This is a genomic window from Mucilaginibacter sp. P4_E8 (assembly GCF_056401495.1).
In genome coordinates this window covers 152208-169979 of record NZ_JBFUJG010000011.1, presented here as the reverse complement: position 1 = coordinate 169979, position 17772 = coordinate 152208, and the positions used below count along the sequence as shown (strand labels likewise).

16 protein-coding genes are annotated in these 17772 nt (G+C 40.4%); 3 read left to right on the top strand and 13 right to left on the bottom strand.

Annotation, left to right across the window (positions count from 1 at the left end; all coding sequences use genetic code 11):
* Window positions 1-34: 34 nt before the first annotated feature.
* Window positions 35-1429, bottom strand: coding sequence for an arginine decarboxylase (locus tag AC1DRQ_RS07355; protein WP_477423268.1), 1395 nt, complete (start codon window positions 1427-1429; stop codon window positions 35-37).
* 265 nt (window positions 1430-1694) lie between these two features.
* Between AC1DRQ_RS07355 and AC1DRQ_RS07350 the strand changes: the two genes are divergently transcribed.
* On the top strand, window positions 1695-2390 hold the full coding sequence (locus AC1DRQ_RS07350) for a hypothetical protein (protein ID WP_477423266.1): 696 nt from the start codon (window positions 1695-1697) through the stop codon (window positions 2388-2390).
* A gap of 159 nt (window positions 2391-2549) precedes the next feature.
* Here AC1DRQ_RS07350 and AC1DRQ_RS07345 read toward each other — a convergent pair whose 3' ends face one another.
* The 3 genes from AC1DRQ_RS07345 to AC1DRQ_RS07335 all read right to left on the bottom strand — a co-directional run bounded on the left by AC1DRQ_RS07345 (window position 2550) and on the right by AC1DRQ_RS07335 (window position 6298).
* The gene (locus tag AC1DRQ_RS07345) at window positions 2550-3098 is read right to left on the bottom strand and encodes a DUF4468 domain-containing protein (protein ID WP_477423265.1); all 549 of its coding nucleotides are present in this window, start codon (window positions 3096-3098) and stop codon (window positions 2550-2552) included.
* Between the two features lie 691 nt (window positions 3099-3789).
* Window positions 3790-4710 carry a citrulline utilization hydrolase CtlX gene (gene ctlX, locus AC1DRQ_RS07340; RefSeq protein ID WP_477423263.1) on the bottom strand — a complete coding sequence of 307 codons (921 nt, stop codon included), beginning with the start codon at window positions 4708-4710 and terminating at the stop codon, window positions 3790-3792.
* A gap of 145 nt (window positions 4711-4855) precedes the next feature.
* Window positions 4856-6298 (bottom strand): arginine deiminase family protein, encoded by a 1443-nt coding sequence (locus tag AC1DRQ_RS07335; RefSeq protein WP_477423261.1) that lies wholly within the window; start codon window positions 6296-6298, stop codon window positions 4856-4858.
* 86 nt (window positions 6299-6384) lie between these two features.
* Here AC1DRQ_RS07335 and argS point away from each other — a divergent pair, with 86 nt between their 5' ends.
* Complete coding sequence (gene argS / locus AC1DRQ_RS07330) at window positions 6385-8151, top strand: arginine--tRNA ligase (protein ID WP_477423259.1); 1767 nt, start codon at window positions 6385-6387, stop codon at window positions 8149-8151.
* 155 nt (window positions 8152-8306) lie between these two features.
* Here argS and AC1DRQ_RS07325 read toward each other — a convergent pair whose 3' ends face one another.
* From AC1DRQ_RS07325 to AC1DRQ_RS07300, 6 genes are all read right to left on the bottom strand, one after another.
* The gene (locus AC1DRQ_RS07325) at window positions 8307-8597 is read right to left on the bottom strand and encodes a hypothetical protein (protein ID WP_477423257.1); all 291 of its coding nucleotides are present in this window, start codon (window positions 8595-8597) and stop codon (window positions 8307-8309) included.
* A 66-nt stretch (window positions 8598-8663) separates the two neighbouring features.
* On the bottom strand, window positions 8664-9557 hold the full coding sequence (locus tag AC1DRQ_RS07320; RefSeq protein ID WP_477423255.1) for a 3-hydroxybutyryl-CoA dehydrogenase: 894 nt from the start codon (window positions 9555-9557) through the stop codon (window positions 8664-8666).
* 78 nt (window positions 9558-9635) lie between these two features.
* A complete protein-coding gene (gene bioD / locus AC1DRQ_RS07315; RefSeq protein WP_429399456.1) occupies window positions 9636-10250 on the bottom strand; it encodes a dethiobiotin synthase in 615 nt (204 codons plus the stop codon).
* Complete coding sequence (locus tag AC1DRQ_RS07310) at window positions 10243-11388, bottom strand: aminotransferase class I/II-fold pyridoxal phosphate-dependent enzyme (RefSeq protein ID WP_477423253.1); 1146 nt, start codon at window positions 11386-11388, stop codon at window positions 10243-10245. Before AC1DRQ_RS07310 ends, bioD begins: the two co-directional genes overlap by 8 nt.
* A gap of 39 nt (window positions 11389-11427) precedes the next feature.
* Window positions 11428-11799 (bottom strand): hypothetical protein, encoded by a 372-nt coding sequence (locus tag AC1DRQ_RS07305; RefSeq protein ID WP_429399458.1) that lies wholly within the window; start codon window positions 11797-11799, stop codon window positions 11428-11430.
* A gap of 74 nt (window positions 11800-11873) precedes the next feature.
* Window positions 11874-12650, bottom strand: a complete 777-nt coding sequence (locus AC1DRQ_RS07300) for an XRE family transcriptional regulator (protein ID WP_477423250.1) — start codon at window positions 12648-12650, stop codon at window positions 11874-11876.
* 86 nt (window positions 12651-12736) lie between these two features.
* Between AC1DRQ_RS07300 and AC1DRQ_RS07295 the strand changes: the two genes are divergently transcribed.
* Entirely contained in the window at window positions 12737-13093 is a 357-nt protein-coding gene (locus tag AC1DRQ_RS07295) for a GIY-YIG nuclease family protein (RefSeq protein ID WP_477423248.1), read from the top strand.
* On the opposite strand, the gene msrB is transcribed toward AC1DRQ_RS07295, so the two are convergent.
* From msrB to AC1DRQ_RS07280, 3 genes are all read right to left on the bottom strand, one after another.
* Complete coding sequence (gene msrB, locus AC1DRQ_RS07290; protein ID WP_429399461.1) at window positions 13083-13559, bottom strand: peptide-methionine (R)-S-oxide reductase MsrB; 477 nt, start codon at window positions 13557-13559, stop codon at window positions 13083-13085. The two genes, AC1DRQ_RS07295 and msrB, sit on opposite strands and share 11 nt — an antisense overlap.
* A 160-nt stretch (window positions 13560-13719) precedes the next feature.
* A complete protein-coding gene (locus AC1DRQ_RS07285; protein WP_477423246.1) occupies window positions 13720-14313 on the bottom strand; it encodes a fasciclin domain-containing protein in 594 nt (197 codons plus the stop codon).
* Window positions 14314-14418: 105 nt separating this feature from the next.
* Window positions 14419-17634, bottom strand: coding sequence for a tolB protein precursor (locus AC1DRQ_RS07280; protein ID WP_477423244.1), 3216 nt, complete (start codon window positions 17632-17634; stop codon window positions 14419-14421).
* Window positions 17635-17772: the final 138 nt, after the last annotated feature.

Sequence of the window (17772 nt, the reverse complement as noted above, 5' to 3'; positions counted from 1 at the left end):
TTTTAAATGCTGCCTGCCTGGCAGCAACTGCTTACTATGTAGTATAACCCAGTATTTTAAGCACCTGCTTGCTGTTCTGTTCTTCGCCAAACACCTCAAAGTTAAATGTTTCATCGCGATTGCGGCGGATGATCACATGCTTTGGCGATGGCAGCAGGCAATGATGTATACCACCATAACCGCTTAATACTTCCTGATAGGCTCCAGTATTAAAAAAGCCCAGGTATTGTACCTTACGGGTTTTGGGCATAAATACGCTGTTCATGTGGGCTTCCTGGTTGTAATAATCCTGCCCGTCGCAGGTAATACCACCCAGATTTACGCGCTCATATTCAGAATCCCAGTTGTTAACCGGTAACAGGATATATTTTTGGTTCAAAGCCCAAACATCGGGTAGGTTAGTGATGAATGATCCGTCAAGCATTAACCATCTTTCGCGGTCGTTTTGTTGCTTGCGGCCCAAAACTTTGTATAAAATACCTGATGCTTCGGCAACAGTGTATTTGCCAAACTCGGTAATGATATCCGGTTCAATGGTATCATGCTCGGCACAGATCTCTTTGATCCGGCTCACGATCTCATTGATCATGTATTCATAATCAAAATCAAAAACCAGTGAGTCTTTAAATGGCATACCGCCACCAATATCAAGCGTATCAAGGGCTGGGTTAACCTTTTTAAATTTGCAATAAAGCGTTACGTATTTTTCCAGCTCGTTCCAGTAGTATGGAGTATCAGATATACCAGAGTTGATAAAGAAATGTAACAGCTTAACCTGAAAATTAGGGTTATCCTCTATCTTATTATGATAAAAGTCGATCACATCTTCCATACGCACACCTAAACGCGAGGTATAGAATTGTGAGTCAGGCTGCTCTTCAGCGGCTATACGGATACCCAGGTTACATGGAGTATCCATCTCGATCTCATCGTCGTACAGGTTAAACTCTTCCTTATTATCCAATACCGGGATGATGTTTTTAAAGCCATCATGCAGCATATCAATAATATATGTTTTGTACTGGAAGGTTTTAAAACCGTTGCATATTACGGTAATATCCTTGTTAACCGCGCCTTTTTTCTCCAGGGCATCAATCATCGGCATATCAAAGGCTGATGACGTTTCCAGGTGAATCTCGTTTTTAAGCGCTTCTTCAACAATGTGCCTAAAGTGCGAGCTCTTGGTGCAATAACAATATTTATAACTACCGCGATAATTATTCTTAACAATAGCCTGCTGAAATAACAGCTTAGCCTGCTGTATTTTTTTAGTTATCATGGGCAGATAAGTGAAGCGCAGGGGAGTGCCATACGTTTCAATCATCTCCATTAAATTAAGGTCCTGAAAATATAGTTCATCGTCGATGATCTCAAAACCATCCTGCGGAAAACCTACACTTAGATCAAGAAATTCCTGGTAACTTTGCATTTATTAAAATTTTGGCAAAAATGTAATTTTTAAACGGAATTAACGGCCAAATGTCAGCATAAAATTTATGGTCTGAATGTAATTTATTTGTATCAGGTTTGTGAGGTGGTTTGCGGGGTTCGGGAGGATGGGTAAAAGCTGGGTGAAATGCTAATTATGTAGATATGTGGTGCGGGGATAATAGCGACCACGGGCTGGAAGGGGTTAATCAGTTAAGAATTTTAAAATATATAAATAGTATATTTATTTCACCTAAGCATTTATTATGAATACTGTCAATATTTCAGTTCCTGCACCAAATTTTGATTTTGATGTAGTTGCTCAAAAAAAAGCCAAAAACATCATCAATTTGTATATCTATATAGGCAATTTCACAAACCCATATATAAACACAACTGAGAAAATTATACAAGACATAAAAAGCGATTTTTATTATCTAAAGGAGCTGAGATTGAAAATTGTTTTTGTTAACGAGATAATTTTAAGTGTAGTTAAAATTAAAAGTGAGCATGAAGATAATGTTGTTAAGTATTCATCTAAGTCAAATAAATTAAGTTCCCATAATCAACTTATACAGGATAGCACTTTAGACTCGTTAAATGAAATGCTGTTTTTTTTATATGGCTTGCTTCGGGATAGTGGATATAATTTGGATACCAATACTTTTTCGAATGAAGAAGTCAGCGATTTAAACTCCAAAATAGATTCCATTCTTCAAAAATTAAATGAAATTCAATTGGGGCAGGAGATCATTTTTGATGATATAGCTGAGTTGAAAAATGATTTTGAATCGTTGAAATCTGATTATATTTCGGGTAAAAAGCGATGGTATCAGAGGGCGGCAGGTATTGTAGTTAGTTATGCAGGTACTAAAGGGGCAGATGAAGTTTATGAGCAGTTAAAGCCATTGCTGCACGATTTTTTTACAAACCACGCTCAATATTTTATTGATAAATTATAATTTCTGTATAATTGAAAACTCAAAGTAAGTGCATCTTACTTTTGGTGATAAGATTATAAATGCAATAAGGCATAATGAAATGTTTATTGGCTATCTACGGTTCGGTGATAACACCGACCATAGGTTGAACTGCTAAAATATCTAATAGTTTAGTATTCATTACCAATTATCAGATTTGTGTGTAGTTTGAGCGAAGAAGTTTTTCAAAGAGGTTACAATGGCTAATGCATTATTATTACACCCTTGTTGAAGTCCTGTATATTGTTTAGTTGCAATTTTTTTTGCTCCCCATGGCGCTTTTGTGATTTCACCATCTTTTATTATGCCGTAACCCTCATTTGTGAAGTCAGATAATTCGTATTTAAACCTTCCATCTTTGAAGTATAATTTGATGGTATAATCAACATTGTGATAGGTGGATGACATTAAAACATTTCCTTTGGATTCAATTGAAAAAACTGATTTTCCAACTATAATTCCAGCCTCTTTATCCTGCATCTGTAATACTGCTTTTGAGTTGTTAAAGGACGTGGCAAACCACTCAATTGCCATTGAGTAAAGTTTTTTAGCATCCATGGTGGTGTCGGTTTTAATCACTCCATCAAATTGAATGGAATWACCACTTATTTCATAGCCTTTGACTTGTGAATAGGAAATTTGGGGAATCGTAAATAAAAAGATAAATAAACTTGAGGCTAAGGCTTTCATAAAGCCAAAGTAAGAAAAATTACTATAAATAAAGCCTCTTAGGTGCAGGAGGATTTAACTTCGAATATTTAGCCAGTGGTCGGTGTTATCACCGTCCTACTTGCGCTCGTTTGCAATGAGTGCTTATTATGGTGAGGCGATTGCATCGCCATAGCGTAAATGTGTGATACCGTGATAATGACGACCATAGGGTGAACATGAAATTCATTCAATTAATATTGAAAACGTAAATTTTAAGCGATATTCAATTTAGATAAATTGAAAACGAAAAATAATAGGGGTTAATTATTTAATAATATAGGTAATATCAGGGCTAATCATCAACGATTGGCCCTTTTTATTATGAAAATCGTGATAATTAAAATAGACTAAACTATTATAAACTGTCATTGTCTTAATTAATAGTTATTCACCTAAAATTAAAGCTTATGATAGTCTTATTAATAATGTTATTTGGAAGTTCTGTTTTGGGTTATTTTATAGCAGATAACACAAGCGAGGGCGAATGTTAATATATCCCTATTTAGGGAATTTAGTAAAATGTGTTGAGAAGGTTAATCATAAACGGTTAACCTTTTTCAGTTATATAGGCTAAAAATACAAGTGATTGATTATCAAGTGTTCGTTAGTGTTCACGGGTGTTCATGGGTGTGGATATGAACGGTATGAACACAGGCCGAATAGTATTTACCTATTTCCCCGCCGGCAAATGCACCTCGGCTATCATGCACCTGGCGCTGCCGCCGCCATTGGTTTCAATGGTATTGATATCGGCATAAACTAACTTGCCGTATTTTTTCAATGTTGCTTTTTGTTCCTCATCCAGCGCCTGGTAAGCGTTTTGCGACATTACGATCAGGTTTTCGCCGGCCAGGTTCTTTACCTCCAGCATGTTGCCTGCAAAGCGGTTCATCTGGTCAAAGGTTATTTCTACAACTTCTTTATGGGTTAACCGCAGCGATTCCAGAACCACCACCTTTTCATGCGGGTTAGGGATGCTGTCTGTACAGACTACCGCGAATCCGCTGCCAATGCACATCAGCACATTGGTATGGTAAATGGCCTTGCCATTGGCGTCGGCTGCTTCAAAGCTGATGGCTTTGTAACCGGCTTGTTCGCAAAACAGGGTCAGCACTTCTTTATCCGTACGTGGCGAAAGGCAGGCATAGGCAATTTTATTCTCCCGGTCGAGCACCATGCTGCCGGTGCCTTCCAAAAATTTGTTCTCTGCCTCAAAACGGCTCAGGTCAATCACATGAGCAACTTTAAAAGTATCCTCCAGTTTGCTGATGATATCTTCCCGGCGCTCCAGTCGGCGGTTTTCGGCCTGCATGGGGTACAGGAACACCGTGCCGTCTGCATGAAACGATACCCAGTTGTTTGGGAAAATAGAATCGGGCGTATGCGGTTGCGCGGTATCATCAACTACAGTAACACTTACACCATTTTCTTTCAATGTTTTTACAAAGCCGTCAAACTCGGCCAGCGCTTTATCCTGAACGGCCTGCTGGTCGGCATCGCGGTTTTGGAAAGCGTTACTGCCTGCAGTTTGTTCATTAAAGCCGAAACTTACCGGCCGTATCATTAATATGCTGTTGGTTGATTGATTCATTTTAGTTCATTTATTTTGTCTGAACCTTGATTAAATTGTCTGAACTTGGATTAAACAGATTGCTTATATTTTTGGGATTTTTATTTGTAAATCAAAGCCTTTGATCCAAAAATCATGGTAATCCTTTAATCGTATAAATCCAGGTTCAGACCACCTTATCCCTTAAAAGTGGCATGCTCATACAATGAAAACCACCGCGGGCCCTGGAAAGTTCGGCCGATGGCATTAAAATTAATGTATTGGTCATGGTTTGCGGGTCAAGCTCGCCGTTCTCAAATTTTTGCAGCAGATCATTCACCCTGATCACGTCAAATCCGTTTTGCTTAAAGGCCTCTACCGTTTTATCATTACGGTCGTAACCTAAAACCACACCCTCCTTTATGGCCAACAGGTTACAGGAATCGGTCCACTGTTCACGGGCATCAAAAGGAAATGTGTTATTGCCCGAGTAGATGAAATTTGTTTTTGTACCGCTTTGCAGGTCATTCTCGCTAATGTCGGCCAACAGGTCCTCAATGCATCCAAACAGTCGCGGCTTTTCACCTTTTTCGAACTGCACAATTTCGGCTCTGTCCTTTTGCTTTTTATCTGCAAACCAGGAAATGGGTTCCTGCTCTTCCAGCGGTGCGTCGGCTACGGCCAATGAGCGCAGCAATACCCAGGTGTCACGTTTTATTTGTGTAAATACGGTATCAATGTGCATATAATCGCGCTTATGCGGAATTTTTACAATAGTTACCTTTTTTACCACATCGTTATCAAACAATAATTTAATAGCCTCGTTGGCACCGCTTATGGAGGTACGCTCGCTACAGCCAATAATTAAATGCTGCGGACTCACCATCATCACATCGCCACCTTCCAGCGTGGTTTTTTCCAGGTTGTCCTCACCGGGCCGTAAAAAATGCTGTGCGGTTTCGGGTATCTCCAGTATGTTATTGCTGTAGGCAGCAAACAGTGGGTGGTTGAAAAATATATACCGCGCCAGCAGGGTTTCGCGGAAACGCGCTTTTTTAGCCGGTTTGTTGAGCAGCATATGGTTATTGACCGCTATACCAATATCCCTCGAAAAAATAAGGTTAGGTATGGGTGCAAATATCATTTCCTCGTTATTTAACGATCCTGATATGAATATCTTGGCCAGCTCTACCGGGTCGGTATTTATCAGTTGCTCCTGCAGGCGGTAGTTGCAGCTTTCAATGGCGCAAACCGAAGCAACGAGTTTTTCACGAATATCTTCCTGCTGTAAAATATCTGCCAGCAGGGTTTGTATTTCAATTACCTGGTTTGATGCATGGAAGCCGGCATTATCGGGTTTAAAAAACGCGCGCTCTTCATCGTTATCTATTTGCTGCAGTTTGCCTTTTATTTTATCGGGATCCAAAAAATAGAGCAATAGTTTTACGTAATGATCATACTCGTTTTTACGCATGGTATCCAGGTGAACTATATCCTCAAACAGCCAGTCCTGGGCTTTTGATGGCACAACTTTACCTAATCCGCTATCCGGGCTGTGGATGAGTAAGGTGCGCAGGCTGCCAATTTCGGATGTTACATCTATTTTAAAATCGTTGTTGGTTAGTATCATAAAAGGATATAAGAAGAGCAAATCTATTCAGAATAATCAATATTTTATTATAGCAAGGTTATTAGCAATTTAATTAATTTTGCCGCATGAATTTTATTATTGATGCGGCCGTAAAAGCAATTAAACATCTGTACCAAACTGATGTTGCATCGGCAGCTATAAGTTTACAGGAAACCCGGAAAGAATTTGAAGGACAAATAACCATAGTAACTTTCCCCTTTACCAAATTTTCGCGCAAAGGGCCTGAGCAAACCGGTAACGAGATAGGGGAATACCTTAAAAACGAATTAAAAGAGGTGACCGCATTTAACGTGATCAAGGGGTTCCTCAATATTTCTATAAGCGACGAATACTGGATAAGCCAGCTATACAACCAGATATTGCCTGACGATTTTGCAGTGGCAAAGCCAAACGGTCAAAAGGTGATGGTTGAATACTCATCGCCCAATACCAATAAACCATTGCACCTGGGGCATATCCGTAATAACCTTTTAGGATACTCGGTAGCACAAATTTTAAGTGCAGCTGGCTATGAGGTGGTAAAAACCAATTTGGTGAACGACCGCGGTATTCATATTTGCAAATCAATGCTGGCCTGGCAAAAGTTTGGCAATGGCGAAACTCCCGAATCATCGGGCTTAAAAGGTGATCATTTGGTAGGTAAATATTACGTGTTGTTTGATAAAGCCTACAAAACCCAGATAGAGGAGCTGAAAGCCGAAGGCCAAAGCGAAGAAGAAGCTAAAAAGAATGCTCCCGTTATAAAAGAGGCCCAGCAAATGCTGCAAAAATGGGAGGCCGGCGATCAGGAAGTGATCGACCTGTGGAAAACCATGAACAGTTGGGTTTATGCTGGTTTTGCTGATACTTATAAACAGTTGGGCGTTAGTTTTGACAAATACTACTACGAATCAAATACTTATCTTTTAGGTAAGGATATTATTGATGAGGGGCTACAAAAAGGTGTTTTCTTTAAAAAACCGGATGGTTCTGTTTGGATAAACCTGACACCCGATGGGCTGGACGAAAAGCTGGTTCTAAGGTCAGATGGTACATCGGTTTACATAACCCAGGATCTGGGTACCGCTCAGCTAAAATATAACGACTTCCACATGGATAAATCCATTTATGTGGTGGGTAATGAGCAGGATTATCACTTTAAAGTGCTGTTCCTGATTTTACGTAAACTGGGTAAAGCCGGTGCCGATGGTTTATTCCATTTATCGTATGGTATGGTCGATCTGCCATCGGGTAAAATGAAATCGCGCGAGGGAACAGTAGTTGATGCCGACGACCTGATGGAAGAAATGGAAACTACCGCCAAGGAGCAAACCGAGGCTATGGGCAAGGTTGAAGCTTTTACAGCGGAGGAGAAATTACAACTTTATCATACCATTGGTATGGGTGCCCTTAAGTATTTCCTTTTAAAGGTTGACCCCAAAAAACGCTTGTTGTTTGATCCTAACGAGTCGGTTGATTTTCAGGGGCACACCGGGCCATTTATTCAATATACCCATGCCCGTATTAAATCGGTATTAAGCCGGGCAGATTATGAGCCTAACTATAACATTGAAATAACAGAGCTTGCCGGTGTTGAGCGCGACCTGATCATTTTGTTAACTCAATTCCCTGAAGTGATCAACACGGCAGCTGCCGAATACAGTCCGGCTGTTATAGCCAATTATGTATATGAACTGGCCAAATCTTACAATAAATTTTACCACGAAAAATCAATTCTGCAGGCAGAGGATGAAATATTAAAGCAGTTCAGACTGCAACTATCGGCATCATCAGCCAAAGTGATCAGCAAAGCCATGAACCTGCTGGGTATTGATGTGCCAGAAAGGATGTAGAGGCCCCCTAACCCCTAAAGGGGGAACTTTTTGATGTGCGGGTTTCAGATGTACAGATATTAAAACAACAAAGCCCGGTTCTTTTTGGAACCGGGCTTTGTTGTTTTTGAAATAAGATTTTCAAAAGTTCCCCCTTTAGGGGGTTAGGGGGCTTCTTATCTCCAATGTCCTCTGTGCCATGCGTAGCCACGACGAACCGGATGCCAGTATCCCTGTACATAAACACGGCCAGGACGCGGACGGGCATAATAGCCGTTTACATAAACATATCTATCTCCACGCCAGGCCCATTCGCCGGGTACCCAATAGGCACCGGAATACGGAGCAACCGGGCGTACGTATACAGGTTCGGCAGGACGTTCGGCAACATAATAATCAGCAGCGCATGATGTGAATAAGGTGCCTGTTAAGGCCAGTAATAATCCTATTTTCGCTATCTTTTTCATCTGTAAAATGTTTATTTTATTAAATACTTACAGAAAATTTGACAGCGACCAACTTAAAAAGTTTAATTATTTACGGAGAAATTTATCGGCTACCACATGTTCCTTACTACCTGGAGTGTACTTATAAAAACCACTTCCTGATTTTACCCCACGATGCCCGGCGGTTACCATATTTACCAGTAAAGGGCATGGGGCATATTTTTGATTGCCGAAGCCATCATACAATACTTTTAAAATAGCGAGGCAAACATCAAGGCCAATAAAATCGGCAAGTTGAAGCGGACCCATCGGGTGAGCCATGCCCAGTTTCATCACTGTATCAATTTCCTCAACACCGGCAACACCTTCATATAAGGTATAAATAGCCTCGTTTATCATGGGCATTAAAATGCGGTTGGCCACAAAACCCGGGTAGTCATTCACTTCAACAGGGTCTTTTTCTAATGTTTTAGCCAGTTGCATAATGGCGTTGGTAACTTCATTAGTAGTGGCATAACCTCTTATTACCTCCACCAGTTTCATTACCGGTACAGGGTTCATAAAGTGCATACCAATCACATTACCCGGATTTTTTGTTACCGCGGCAATTTGCGTAATAGATATAGACGATGTATTAGAAGCCAGGATAACATCATCGCTGCAAATATTGCTGAGCTGTTTAAATAGTTTAAGCTTGATCTCATGGTTCTCGGTAGCAGCTTCAATCACCAGATCGGCACCGGCTGCGCCCTGTTGCAAGTCGGTAAAAGTTTTAATGCGGTCCAGGGTAGTGGTTTTTACATAGTCATCAATAATGCCTTTTTTTACCTGCCTGTCCAGGTTATTAGTAATGGTTTGTATAGCGTTACTTAGCGCGCCGGTATCAATATCAACCAATGATACTTCAAAGCCATGTTGTGCAAAGGTATGAGCTATGCCGTTACCCATAGTGCCAGAACCAATTACGGTAATATTTTTCATGATGATCAGGTTATGTAAATGCTTAAAATCAATAAGTTAAAGTGGAGCAAATTATTTATTTGGAAAAATACCTTTGTACTATAATGTAATAAAAGCGCCAGCCTCAATTATTGTTTTTTTGTTGAGGTTTTCATAAGTGGGTACATGCCCCAGTTCATTCACACTTGCGTAATTAAGAATAAAGGTTTTTGAATAAATATCCTTATCGCCATTAAATACAATACCCATTACCGGTATATTATATTTTTTAAGCGCATGAAGCGATAATAAAGTATGGTTGATGCTGCCCAGGTAGTTTTGCGATACCAGGATCACTTTAGCATTTAACTGCTTGATCACATCTATCATTAAAAAATTATCATTTAAAGGTACCATAAGACCGCCTGCCCCTTCAATTATTAATTGGTTATCGGTTTTTGGAGGAATAATATTTTGAATATCGATAACTATTTTATCAATGGCTGCCGATTTATGGGGCGAATAAGGTTGTGTTAAGCGATAAGCTTCAGGATAAAAACGCGAAACATCGTTTGATACCAGGCTTTGTACTTTGAGGGTATCGCTATCATCCAGATCGCCGGCCTGCACGGGTTTCCAGTAATCGGCCTTTAATTTCTCTGTTATAATGGCCGAAACAACTGTTTTGCCGATCCCGGTACCAATACCGGTAATAAAAATAGGCGGTTTAGGCATTTATAAACTTGTTAATAGTATCAGTAAGTAAGGTTAAATCATCGGTTGTATTAAATGCGTGCAGGCATATCCGTATCCTTTCAGTTCCTGCTGCAACAGTAGGGCTAAGTATAGCCCTTACATCTAACCCGGCATGTTGCAAAATGTTTGCAATTTCACGAGCTTTATCATTACTTTTTAGTACGATGCATTGAATGGCGCTATTGCTGTTAAGTAAGGGGAAAGCATCATTTGTTTGGATCTGATTTTTAAACAAATCAATATTGTTTTTTAGGCTGATGATTTCCTGGCCGGCATTATATAATAACTGGTAAGCCATTTTTACAGCTGCCAGTTGGTGAAAGGGCGAGGCAGTAGTATAAACAAAGGAGCGGGCAAAATTTATAAGGTATTCCCTTAACATATTACTGCCCAATACAATGGCCCCATGACAACCCAGTGCTTTGCCAAAAGTTACCACCAATGCAAATACCCTGTTTTGTAAGCCCAGTTCATTCACTAATCCTAATGGGTAAAGCCCTACAGCGTGTGCCTCATCAACAATTAAATGCGCGTCATACTTTTCGGTAAGGTTTAGTATTTCCAATAGCGGGGGCGTATCGCCATCCATAGAATAAACGCTTTCAATAACTACATAGCAATTGCCCTTAGCCTGCTTTAGCTTAGCCTCCAGGCTATCCGGATCATTATGATTGAAACTATAGCGGTTGGCATAACTTAATCGTGCTCCGTCAATGGCAGAGGCATGTATCAGTTCGTCAAGTATAATGGTATCGCCGCGTTGGGCCAGTGAGGAGAGTAAACCCAGATTGGCATCATAACCTGAGTTAAAAAGCAAGCCAGCTTCATACTGATGAAATGCGGCTATCTCTTTTTCCAGGTCTTCGGCATAAGTTATATTACCTGATAAAAGTCTTGAACCGGTAGAACCGTTTAAAGCGGAAGGATATTTTTGAACCTCAGTTTCAATGTTTTGCTTTAAAACAGATGACCTGGCAAACCCAAGGTAATCATTTGAGCAAAAATCAATAAGATCGTTTTCAGGCTTTAAAGTTCTGTACGTACCAGACGACTGCCTTTCATCAAGTTTGTTTTTAAGATATATTTGGGCCGGTGTCAATGCGAATGATTTGTGCAAAAATATAAAAAGCGGCCATAAGCCGCTTTTTATTATCAATTAATTTTGCGAGCCGCCTCCGCCGCCGCCTTGTCTCATTCTGTCCATTCTTTCCTTCATCCATGCATCATAAGCAGTTGCCTGTTCTGGTGTTAAAATGGCTTTAACTTTATCATTAGTGGCTTTCATGATAGGCATTCTTGCGCTTCTCATAGCATCCCTGTCGCCATTGGCAGCTGTTCTTACGCTATCCATTTTGGTAGCCTGATCTTTATAGATGGCAGTAATTTTAGTAGTCTGATCATCAGTCAGCTTAAGCTGAGTCTGTAATCCTTTGGCCATTTCTTCCGGGCTTCTTCTATTACCGCCCTGGGCATGGCTCGCTGCTGCAATCCCCATCAGGAAACAGCACATCAACAAAATTTTTTTCATAGCTTTTTTTAATTTACGTTTTAATAATCTTATGATAAAGATATACCGTAAAGGTTTAAATAAGCTGATGTAACTTAATTGTTGCTTTGCTGTAAGTTTGATATAGAGCGCTGCATTTGTGCCATCATATTGGTGAGGCTTTCCATAGTTGGCTCAGGTGTAGGTTGTGGTAATTGTGTTGATATAAAGCCTTTTGCCTTCCATATTTCTAACACATCCTCACCGTTTATTTCATAGGGTTCATATACCGGATTGTCAGATACCAGCTTTAACTTTTTGCTCTCTTTAAATTTGTTACCTATACGTTTATATACCACGCCATCATTTTTGGATATCACCACGTAGGTTTCGCCGGTTTTAATATCGCCCCAGTTCTCCAGGTATTCGCCTATGATGATATCGCCTGATGATATAGGCAGCATGGAATCTCCTTTTATTTCAAATGCCCTGTAGGTGCCTTGTTTAAACATGGGCAAATAAAACTTAGGCAGTTTTGATACATATTCCGGATCGGCGTAGCCGTTTAAGTAACCGGCGCTGGCCTTAAGCGGTACCATTTCAATATTTTCATTATCCTCTTTATCAACAGAAATGCTCAGTATGCGCAGGTTAGCCGGATTGCCTTTGGGCTTAGGTGCCCATTTTTCATTGATGGTTTCATTTATAAAGTCATCAATAGTAATGTCAAAAAATATTGCTAACGTTTTTAGTAGTTCATATTTTGGTTCGGCTCTTTCCTCTTCGTATGCACCTACTAATGAGCGTTTTATACCTAATTGGTCGGCAAATTGCTGCTGGGTTAAACCCTTCTTTTTGCGGAGAAACTTAATATTTTGTGAAATTATTGACATAAAATTTGCATTTGCTAAAATTATTAGTAATTTTATGCTCATAAAGTTAGTAATAATTATTTGTTCACCAAATTTTTTATCATAAAATGAAACGTTTTGTATATATCATCACCGACAGAAACAGGAAAAACTTACACGTTGGCTTATGTTCAGATCTTGTAAAAACATTACAATTTTACAGCGATATGCCTACTTTGTTTTTTGATAGCGCGCAGCAGCTTAACCGTTTGGTTTATTTTGAAGAGATAAACACCGAAGAGCAGGCTATGGAACGTTTTAAAGTGGTGAGCACTTTTACACGCCCCCAAAAAGAAAAAATGATCAGACCTGTTAATCCTGACTGGATTGATCTGACCATTGGTTTAAAGTATGAAAGCGGTTTACGTGTAAGGCCCCAATTGCGCCCATCTGTAAACGCTAACAGAAGACCGGTTACTTTTTAATGAATTTTAACGCGCCTGAGTTCATGCAGTATCTTTTACCGCCACGGTCGGCGGGGCCATCGTCAAAAACATGACCCAGGTGTAAACCGGTACTTTTTTCAATAACTTCATCGCGGCTCATGCCGTAGCTGTTATCATGTACTATAGCAACTTTTTTGGGGTCAACGGCTTTAACAAAGCTTGGCCAACCTGTACCGCTGTCAAACTTATCATCCGAGCTAAACAGTACTTCGCCGGTGGCGGCGCTTACATAAACGCCCTTTTCGTGGTTGTTCCAATAGTCGTTTTTATACGGCGGTTCAGTCCCACTCTCAACCATGATGTGATACTGATTTGGTGTCAGTATTTTTTGCCACTCGGCCGCGGGTTTACTCAGCTTTCTTTTGGCATCCTGTCCGTTACTGTTCTGACAGCCAAAGGCAGTCAAAACACATAATATTACTACAGCAAAAATTGATCTTTTCATTTTAATTTAATTAAGCAATCATAAAATTTGCATGGGGCATTGTAGCACCATGGTTACGGATCTTTAGTCGTAAAATACGGCTAACCCTTACAAGTTTATTATACTTAAAATACGTAATATTATTTTCAACGGATTGTCATTCCAGGGTATTTATATTTTATTATATGGATTTGACCTTGGGCATCAAAACTCTATTTACAATGTGCAGCATACCGTTACTTTGTTCCACATCAAACCGGTTAATTATACTTTTACCACCGTTGTCGTCTTCCAGTACAATATTACGGTTGGAATCAATTTTAGCGGTAAGCTTGCTACCGCCCAGTGTGGTAAAAGTAGCCAGTCCTTTATGCCCGTTTATTTGTTTCTCAATATCTTTTGCTTTTAGCTTGCCTGCAATGGCATGATAAGTAAGTATGCCGGTAAGTTCCCAAACATGGTTTGGCTTTGCAAGGGAATCGACTATATCAGTGGGTAGTGCTTCAAATGCCTGGTTAGCCGGGGCAAATATGGTAATAGGCCCCTTACTTTTATAAGTTTCTATTAAGTTGGAGCTTTTGATGAAATTATAAAATATTGAAAGATCTTTTGATAATGCAATATTTTGAACAATGTCATTTGCAGGCAGCATACCATCACCAGCAGTAGTTTTTAGTATACCGATTGCCCCGGTGTTAGCAGTTATATTGCTGGTTTGGGCAAACACGGTGATGCCATAAATAAAGGCAAGGCCGAGCAGTAATAATTTTTTCATACCTGGTTGGTTATATTGATCATGTAAATAACTGTTTTTATCAATTTAGGTTTTAAATAAAAAAGCGGCTATGTGCCGCTTTTTTATTTTTATCTTTTGCTATACCTACCATCCAGGAGTAAAGCCTAAACCAAATAATGGTTTAGTTACATCGCTGCGGTTAAACGGAACAGCTAAATAAGGCTCCAATACAAATGCACCAAAAACGTTAATTCTTAATGATATACCCGCGCTTAACGCCGGAACTCTGCCATATAAAGGTTGTGTAACCGGTTGCCCGTTAACAATTTGCTGCGTGCCATCATCATTAAGTACAGGTGTTTGGCCTATTACCGGTGGATTTTTTTGGAAATATATATGATCGCCCGCGTTCCAGGCTAAGCCTGCGTCAAAAAATAAGTTAAGATCAGTAAACAAAAACTTTGATTTTATCTGGGCCAGCTTCTCGGGACCGGTAAATGGCAGGCGCACCTCAAAGTTAAACACAGCTATACGGCTGCCCGACAGTTGGTCAATACTAAAACCGTTGCTTGATGTTTTACCATTGTTGTAAAAAGTTTGCCCTTCATAGCCGCGTATATAAAACGGATAACCTACATATAAAGGATATAACCCGCTGGCATCGCCACCCAACCTGCCATAACCATACAGCCTGGCAGCAAAGGTAACCGGTTCAACACGCACATATTTTCTGAGATCAATAGTAGGAGCAAAAAAGCGGTATGTGCCAAAATTATATTCTGCTTCCAGCCTGTACCTGAAGCCATTAAGCGGAGCTGTAACTCCAAAAAAGGAGTTGTCACCAATCAACGCTGTTGAAACCTGGAAAAGGGAATACGATCTTAAATTAGTACCGATCAGGTTGCCTTCTTCATTATTTGCGATCTTTTTCCGGTCTGATGATAAATAGGTTGTGCTGATACTTTTACTGTTATCGGCATTCACAACGGTATCAAGCTTGTAGAAATCACTGTAGCGATCAACCCGGTATGAGTTATAGGATGCACCTGCACCAACTTCAAAACGTGTGGTTTTTGAAATAGGATAGGAGGTGAATACCCTGGCAGCGTCTTCAAAATTCCGGATGATATCAATATTATCTGATAATACGGTTTGGTTTTTACCACCTACACTTTGTGTTGGGAAAGTTCTTGTTTGCAAGCCAAACTGGTAGGGGATGTGCGATACCCCAAACCCAAGGTTCCACCGGCCGGTTTGATTTACATAGGTTATAGCAGCGCCCGAATCATAGATCTGCCCGTTAACCGAGGCGGCCGCGAAGATCTGGTTACGCCCCAGTATATCGCTAAATACACCTTGTACGCCGCTTGATAAGCTTGTGCCGTAAAAATTGCTTACACCTATGCCAATACCGCTGCCTGCCAGGTAATCAAGCTTAAACTTTGATTTATATGGAATACTGGTAACCGAATCGGTGGGTATTTTTTTATAAGCAAGGTAATTATTCAGGTTGGAGTTAATCAGATCCACACCTACTGCGCGCGAGGGTGGCAGCATGGCGGCGCTGAAGTTTACATCGGTAGCTTGTAAGGTTAGTGGTTTAAACTCCGATGCCTTAGCATTATACAGTGCATATTTTTGAGCGCGGTAGTACGAATAAACAACATCGTCATTATTAGAGATACTTAAGGCAGGCGAATACTCGGTTATGCCGCATATTCCGGTAAACAGATCGGTCATTTGTTCAATTTTTCCGCTGCTGAGGGTATAACGGTACAGGTTACGGAACCCATCGCGGTTTGACAAAAAGTAGACCTGCGTACCATCTGCCGAGTATTGCGGGTTTAAGTTATTTGCTCCGTTAAATATTTTTATATCGGTAATTTTTCCGGTTGCAATATCAAGTTCGGCCAGGTTAAAAGGAATATCCTGCTCTAAGGATTGATCGTAGGTTGTTCTGTCGCTCGAAAAAATGATCTTTTTTCCATCCCTTGAATAGCTTGGCTGGTAATCAGAATATTTATCATTGGTAAGCTGGGTTATTTTTTTACTGTCGAAATTATAGGAATACAGATCGCCCTGTCCTTCGGATAATCCCTGGAAAACAATATCCTTGCCGTTTGGCGACCACGACAGGTTACTGAATTGCTGGGCCTTTTCCATCGAAACATCATCCAGCGTACGCCCACTGGCCACATCAACCACGATCATACGGTTGCGCCCCTTACTAAACACACTGAAAGCAAAACGCTTACCATCTGGCGACCATGTACCTGCCGACTCGATGAAGTTAAACTCATCAATATGCGTGTTTGATACCTTGCTCGTGAGCTTTCGCAGTATAACCCCGGTTTTTGCATCGGCCAGGTAAAGATCAATGGAAAACAAACTTTTGGCTGATAAAAATGCCACATATTTGCCATCTGGGCTTACCGCGGGAGCAACCACCAGGTCGCCGCCGGTTTTACTATCAACCAGTTTAAAGCCTACAGGTTTTTGAACTGTATCTTTTAAATAGGGTTTGTAGGTGTTTTCTATGGAGTTTTTCCAAAGGCGCGACAGTGTTTTATCATCATAGCCAAAGGTGCGCCTTATGCCATATTCCAGGCCGTAGCGGGCGGTATTTTTAAAGAAAGGGACAATCACCGTATCGCCATAGGTTGACCCTAAGAACGACCAGAAAGCTTCGCCGTAACGGTAAGGGAAGTATTTACTACTTTCGGTGAGGTCGCGCACCGTTGGGATATCATGATTTAAATAGGCATCACGCATCCACATGGCCGTATACGAATCCTTTTTACCTAATGAAAGGTACTCGGCCATACCCTCAATCATCCATAAAGGGATGTTATTGATGTTCTCGAAACTTTCAGAGTCGCCACCCTGCAGTGCACGGTATTGAAAAGCGTGCACCAACTCGTGCCCAATAACATGCCGCGTGGTTTGGTTGGTTTCCATTACCGGCATTACTACCCGGTTTTTCAGGCCTTCAGTAACACCGCCTGTACCTACACCAATTTCGCCATCAATAGCGGTGGTTTGCTGAAAATCAGGGTGGTTAGCGTATAGAATGATAGGATTGGCTGTTTTAAAGGTGTCCCTGAATATTTGCTGATGCAGGGTATACCACAATTCACTCTCCTGCGCAAAGCGCTTAACCATACTATCATTTTTTAAATAATAGTAAATTTCAAAGTGAGGGGTTTTATAAACATTAAACTTAAGATTTTTATAGCGTACCTTATTTTGACCGAAATACTGTGCCCTGGCACCGGTACTTATCAATAGTGAGCCAATAAAGCAGATCAGTATAAGGCTGAACTTTTTAGCTTTATTTGATAAGAGGTAGTGTTTATTCATAATTTAACTAAAATAGATATGGCTAATTTAATGAAATAGGATCTTATTGAAACAAATTACTATTAATTACTGGTTAAGCAAACCGGCAGACCATATAGCCTACCGGTTTATATTAAGTGTACACCATGAATACTGTAC

What these genes read in the sequence shown, in the direction of transcription:
- AC1DRQ_RS07355 (WP_477423268.1), bottom strand. Translation starts at nt 1,429, where the DNA reads ATGCAAAGTTACCAGGAATTTCTTGATCTAAGTGTAGGTTTTCCGCAG.
- AC1DRQ_RS07350 (WP_477423266.1), top strand. Translation starts at nt 1,695, where the DNA reads ATGAATACTGTCAATATTTCAGTTCCTGCACCAAATTTTGATTTTGAT.
- ctlX (WP_477423263.1), bottom strand. Translation starts at nt 4,710, where the DNA reads ATGAATCAATCAACCAACAGCATATTAATGATACGGCCGGTAAGTTTC.
- AC1DRQ_RS07335 (WP_477423261.1), bottom strand. Translation starts at nt 6,298, where the DNA reads ATGATACTAACCAACAACGATTTTAAAATAGATGTAACATCCGAAATT.
- argS (WP_477423259.1), top strand. Translation starts at nt 6,385, where the DNA reads ATGAATTTTATTATTGATGCGGCCGTAAAAGCAATTAAACATCTGTAC.
- AC1DRQ_RS07325 (WP_477423257.1), bottom strand. Translation starts at nt 8,597, where the DNA reads ATGAAAAAGATAGCGAAAATAGGATTATTACTGGCCTTAACAGGCACC.
- AC1DRQ_RS07320 (WP_477423255.1), bottom strand. Translation starts at nt 9,557, where the DNA reads ATGAAAAATATTACCGTAATTGGTTCTGGCACTATGGGTAACGGCATA.
- bioD (WP_429399456.1), bottom strand. Translation starts at nt 10,250, where the DNA reads ATGCCTAAACCGCCTATTTTTATTACCGGTATTGGTACCGGGATCGGC.
- AC1DRQ_RS07305 (WP_429399458.1), bottom strand. Translation starts at nt 11,799, where the DNA reads ATGAAAAAAATTTTGTTGATGTGCTGTTTCCTGATGGGGATTGCAGCA.
- AC1DRQ_RS07300 (WP_477423250.1), bottom strand. Translation starts at nt 12,650, where the DNA reads ATGTCAATAATTTCACAAAATATTAAGTTTCTCCGCAAAAAGAAGGGT.
- AC1DRQ_RS07295 (WP_477423248.1), top strand. Translation starts at nt 12,737, where the DNA reads ATGAAACGTTTTGTATATATCATCACCGACAGAAACAGGAAAAACTTA.
- msrB (WP_429399461.1), bottom strand. Translation starts at nt 13,559, where the DNA reads ATGAAAAGATCAATTTTTGCTGTAGTAATATTATGTGTTTTGACTGCC.
- AC1DRQ_RS07285 (WP_477423246.1), bottom strand. Translation starts at nt 14,313, where the DNA reads ATGAAAAAATTATTACTGCTCGGCCTTGCCTTTATTTATGGCATCACC.
- AC1DRQ_RS07280 (WP_477423244.1), bottom strand. Translation starts at nt 17,634, where the DNA reads ATGAATAAACACTACCTCTTATCAAATAAAGCTAAAAAGTTCAGCCTT.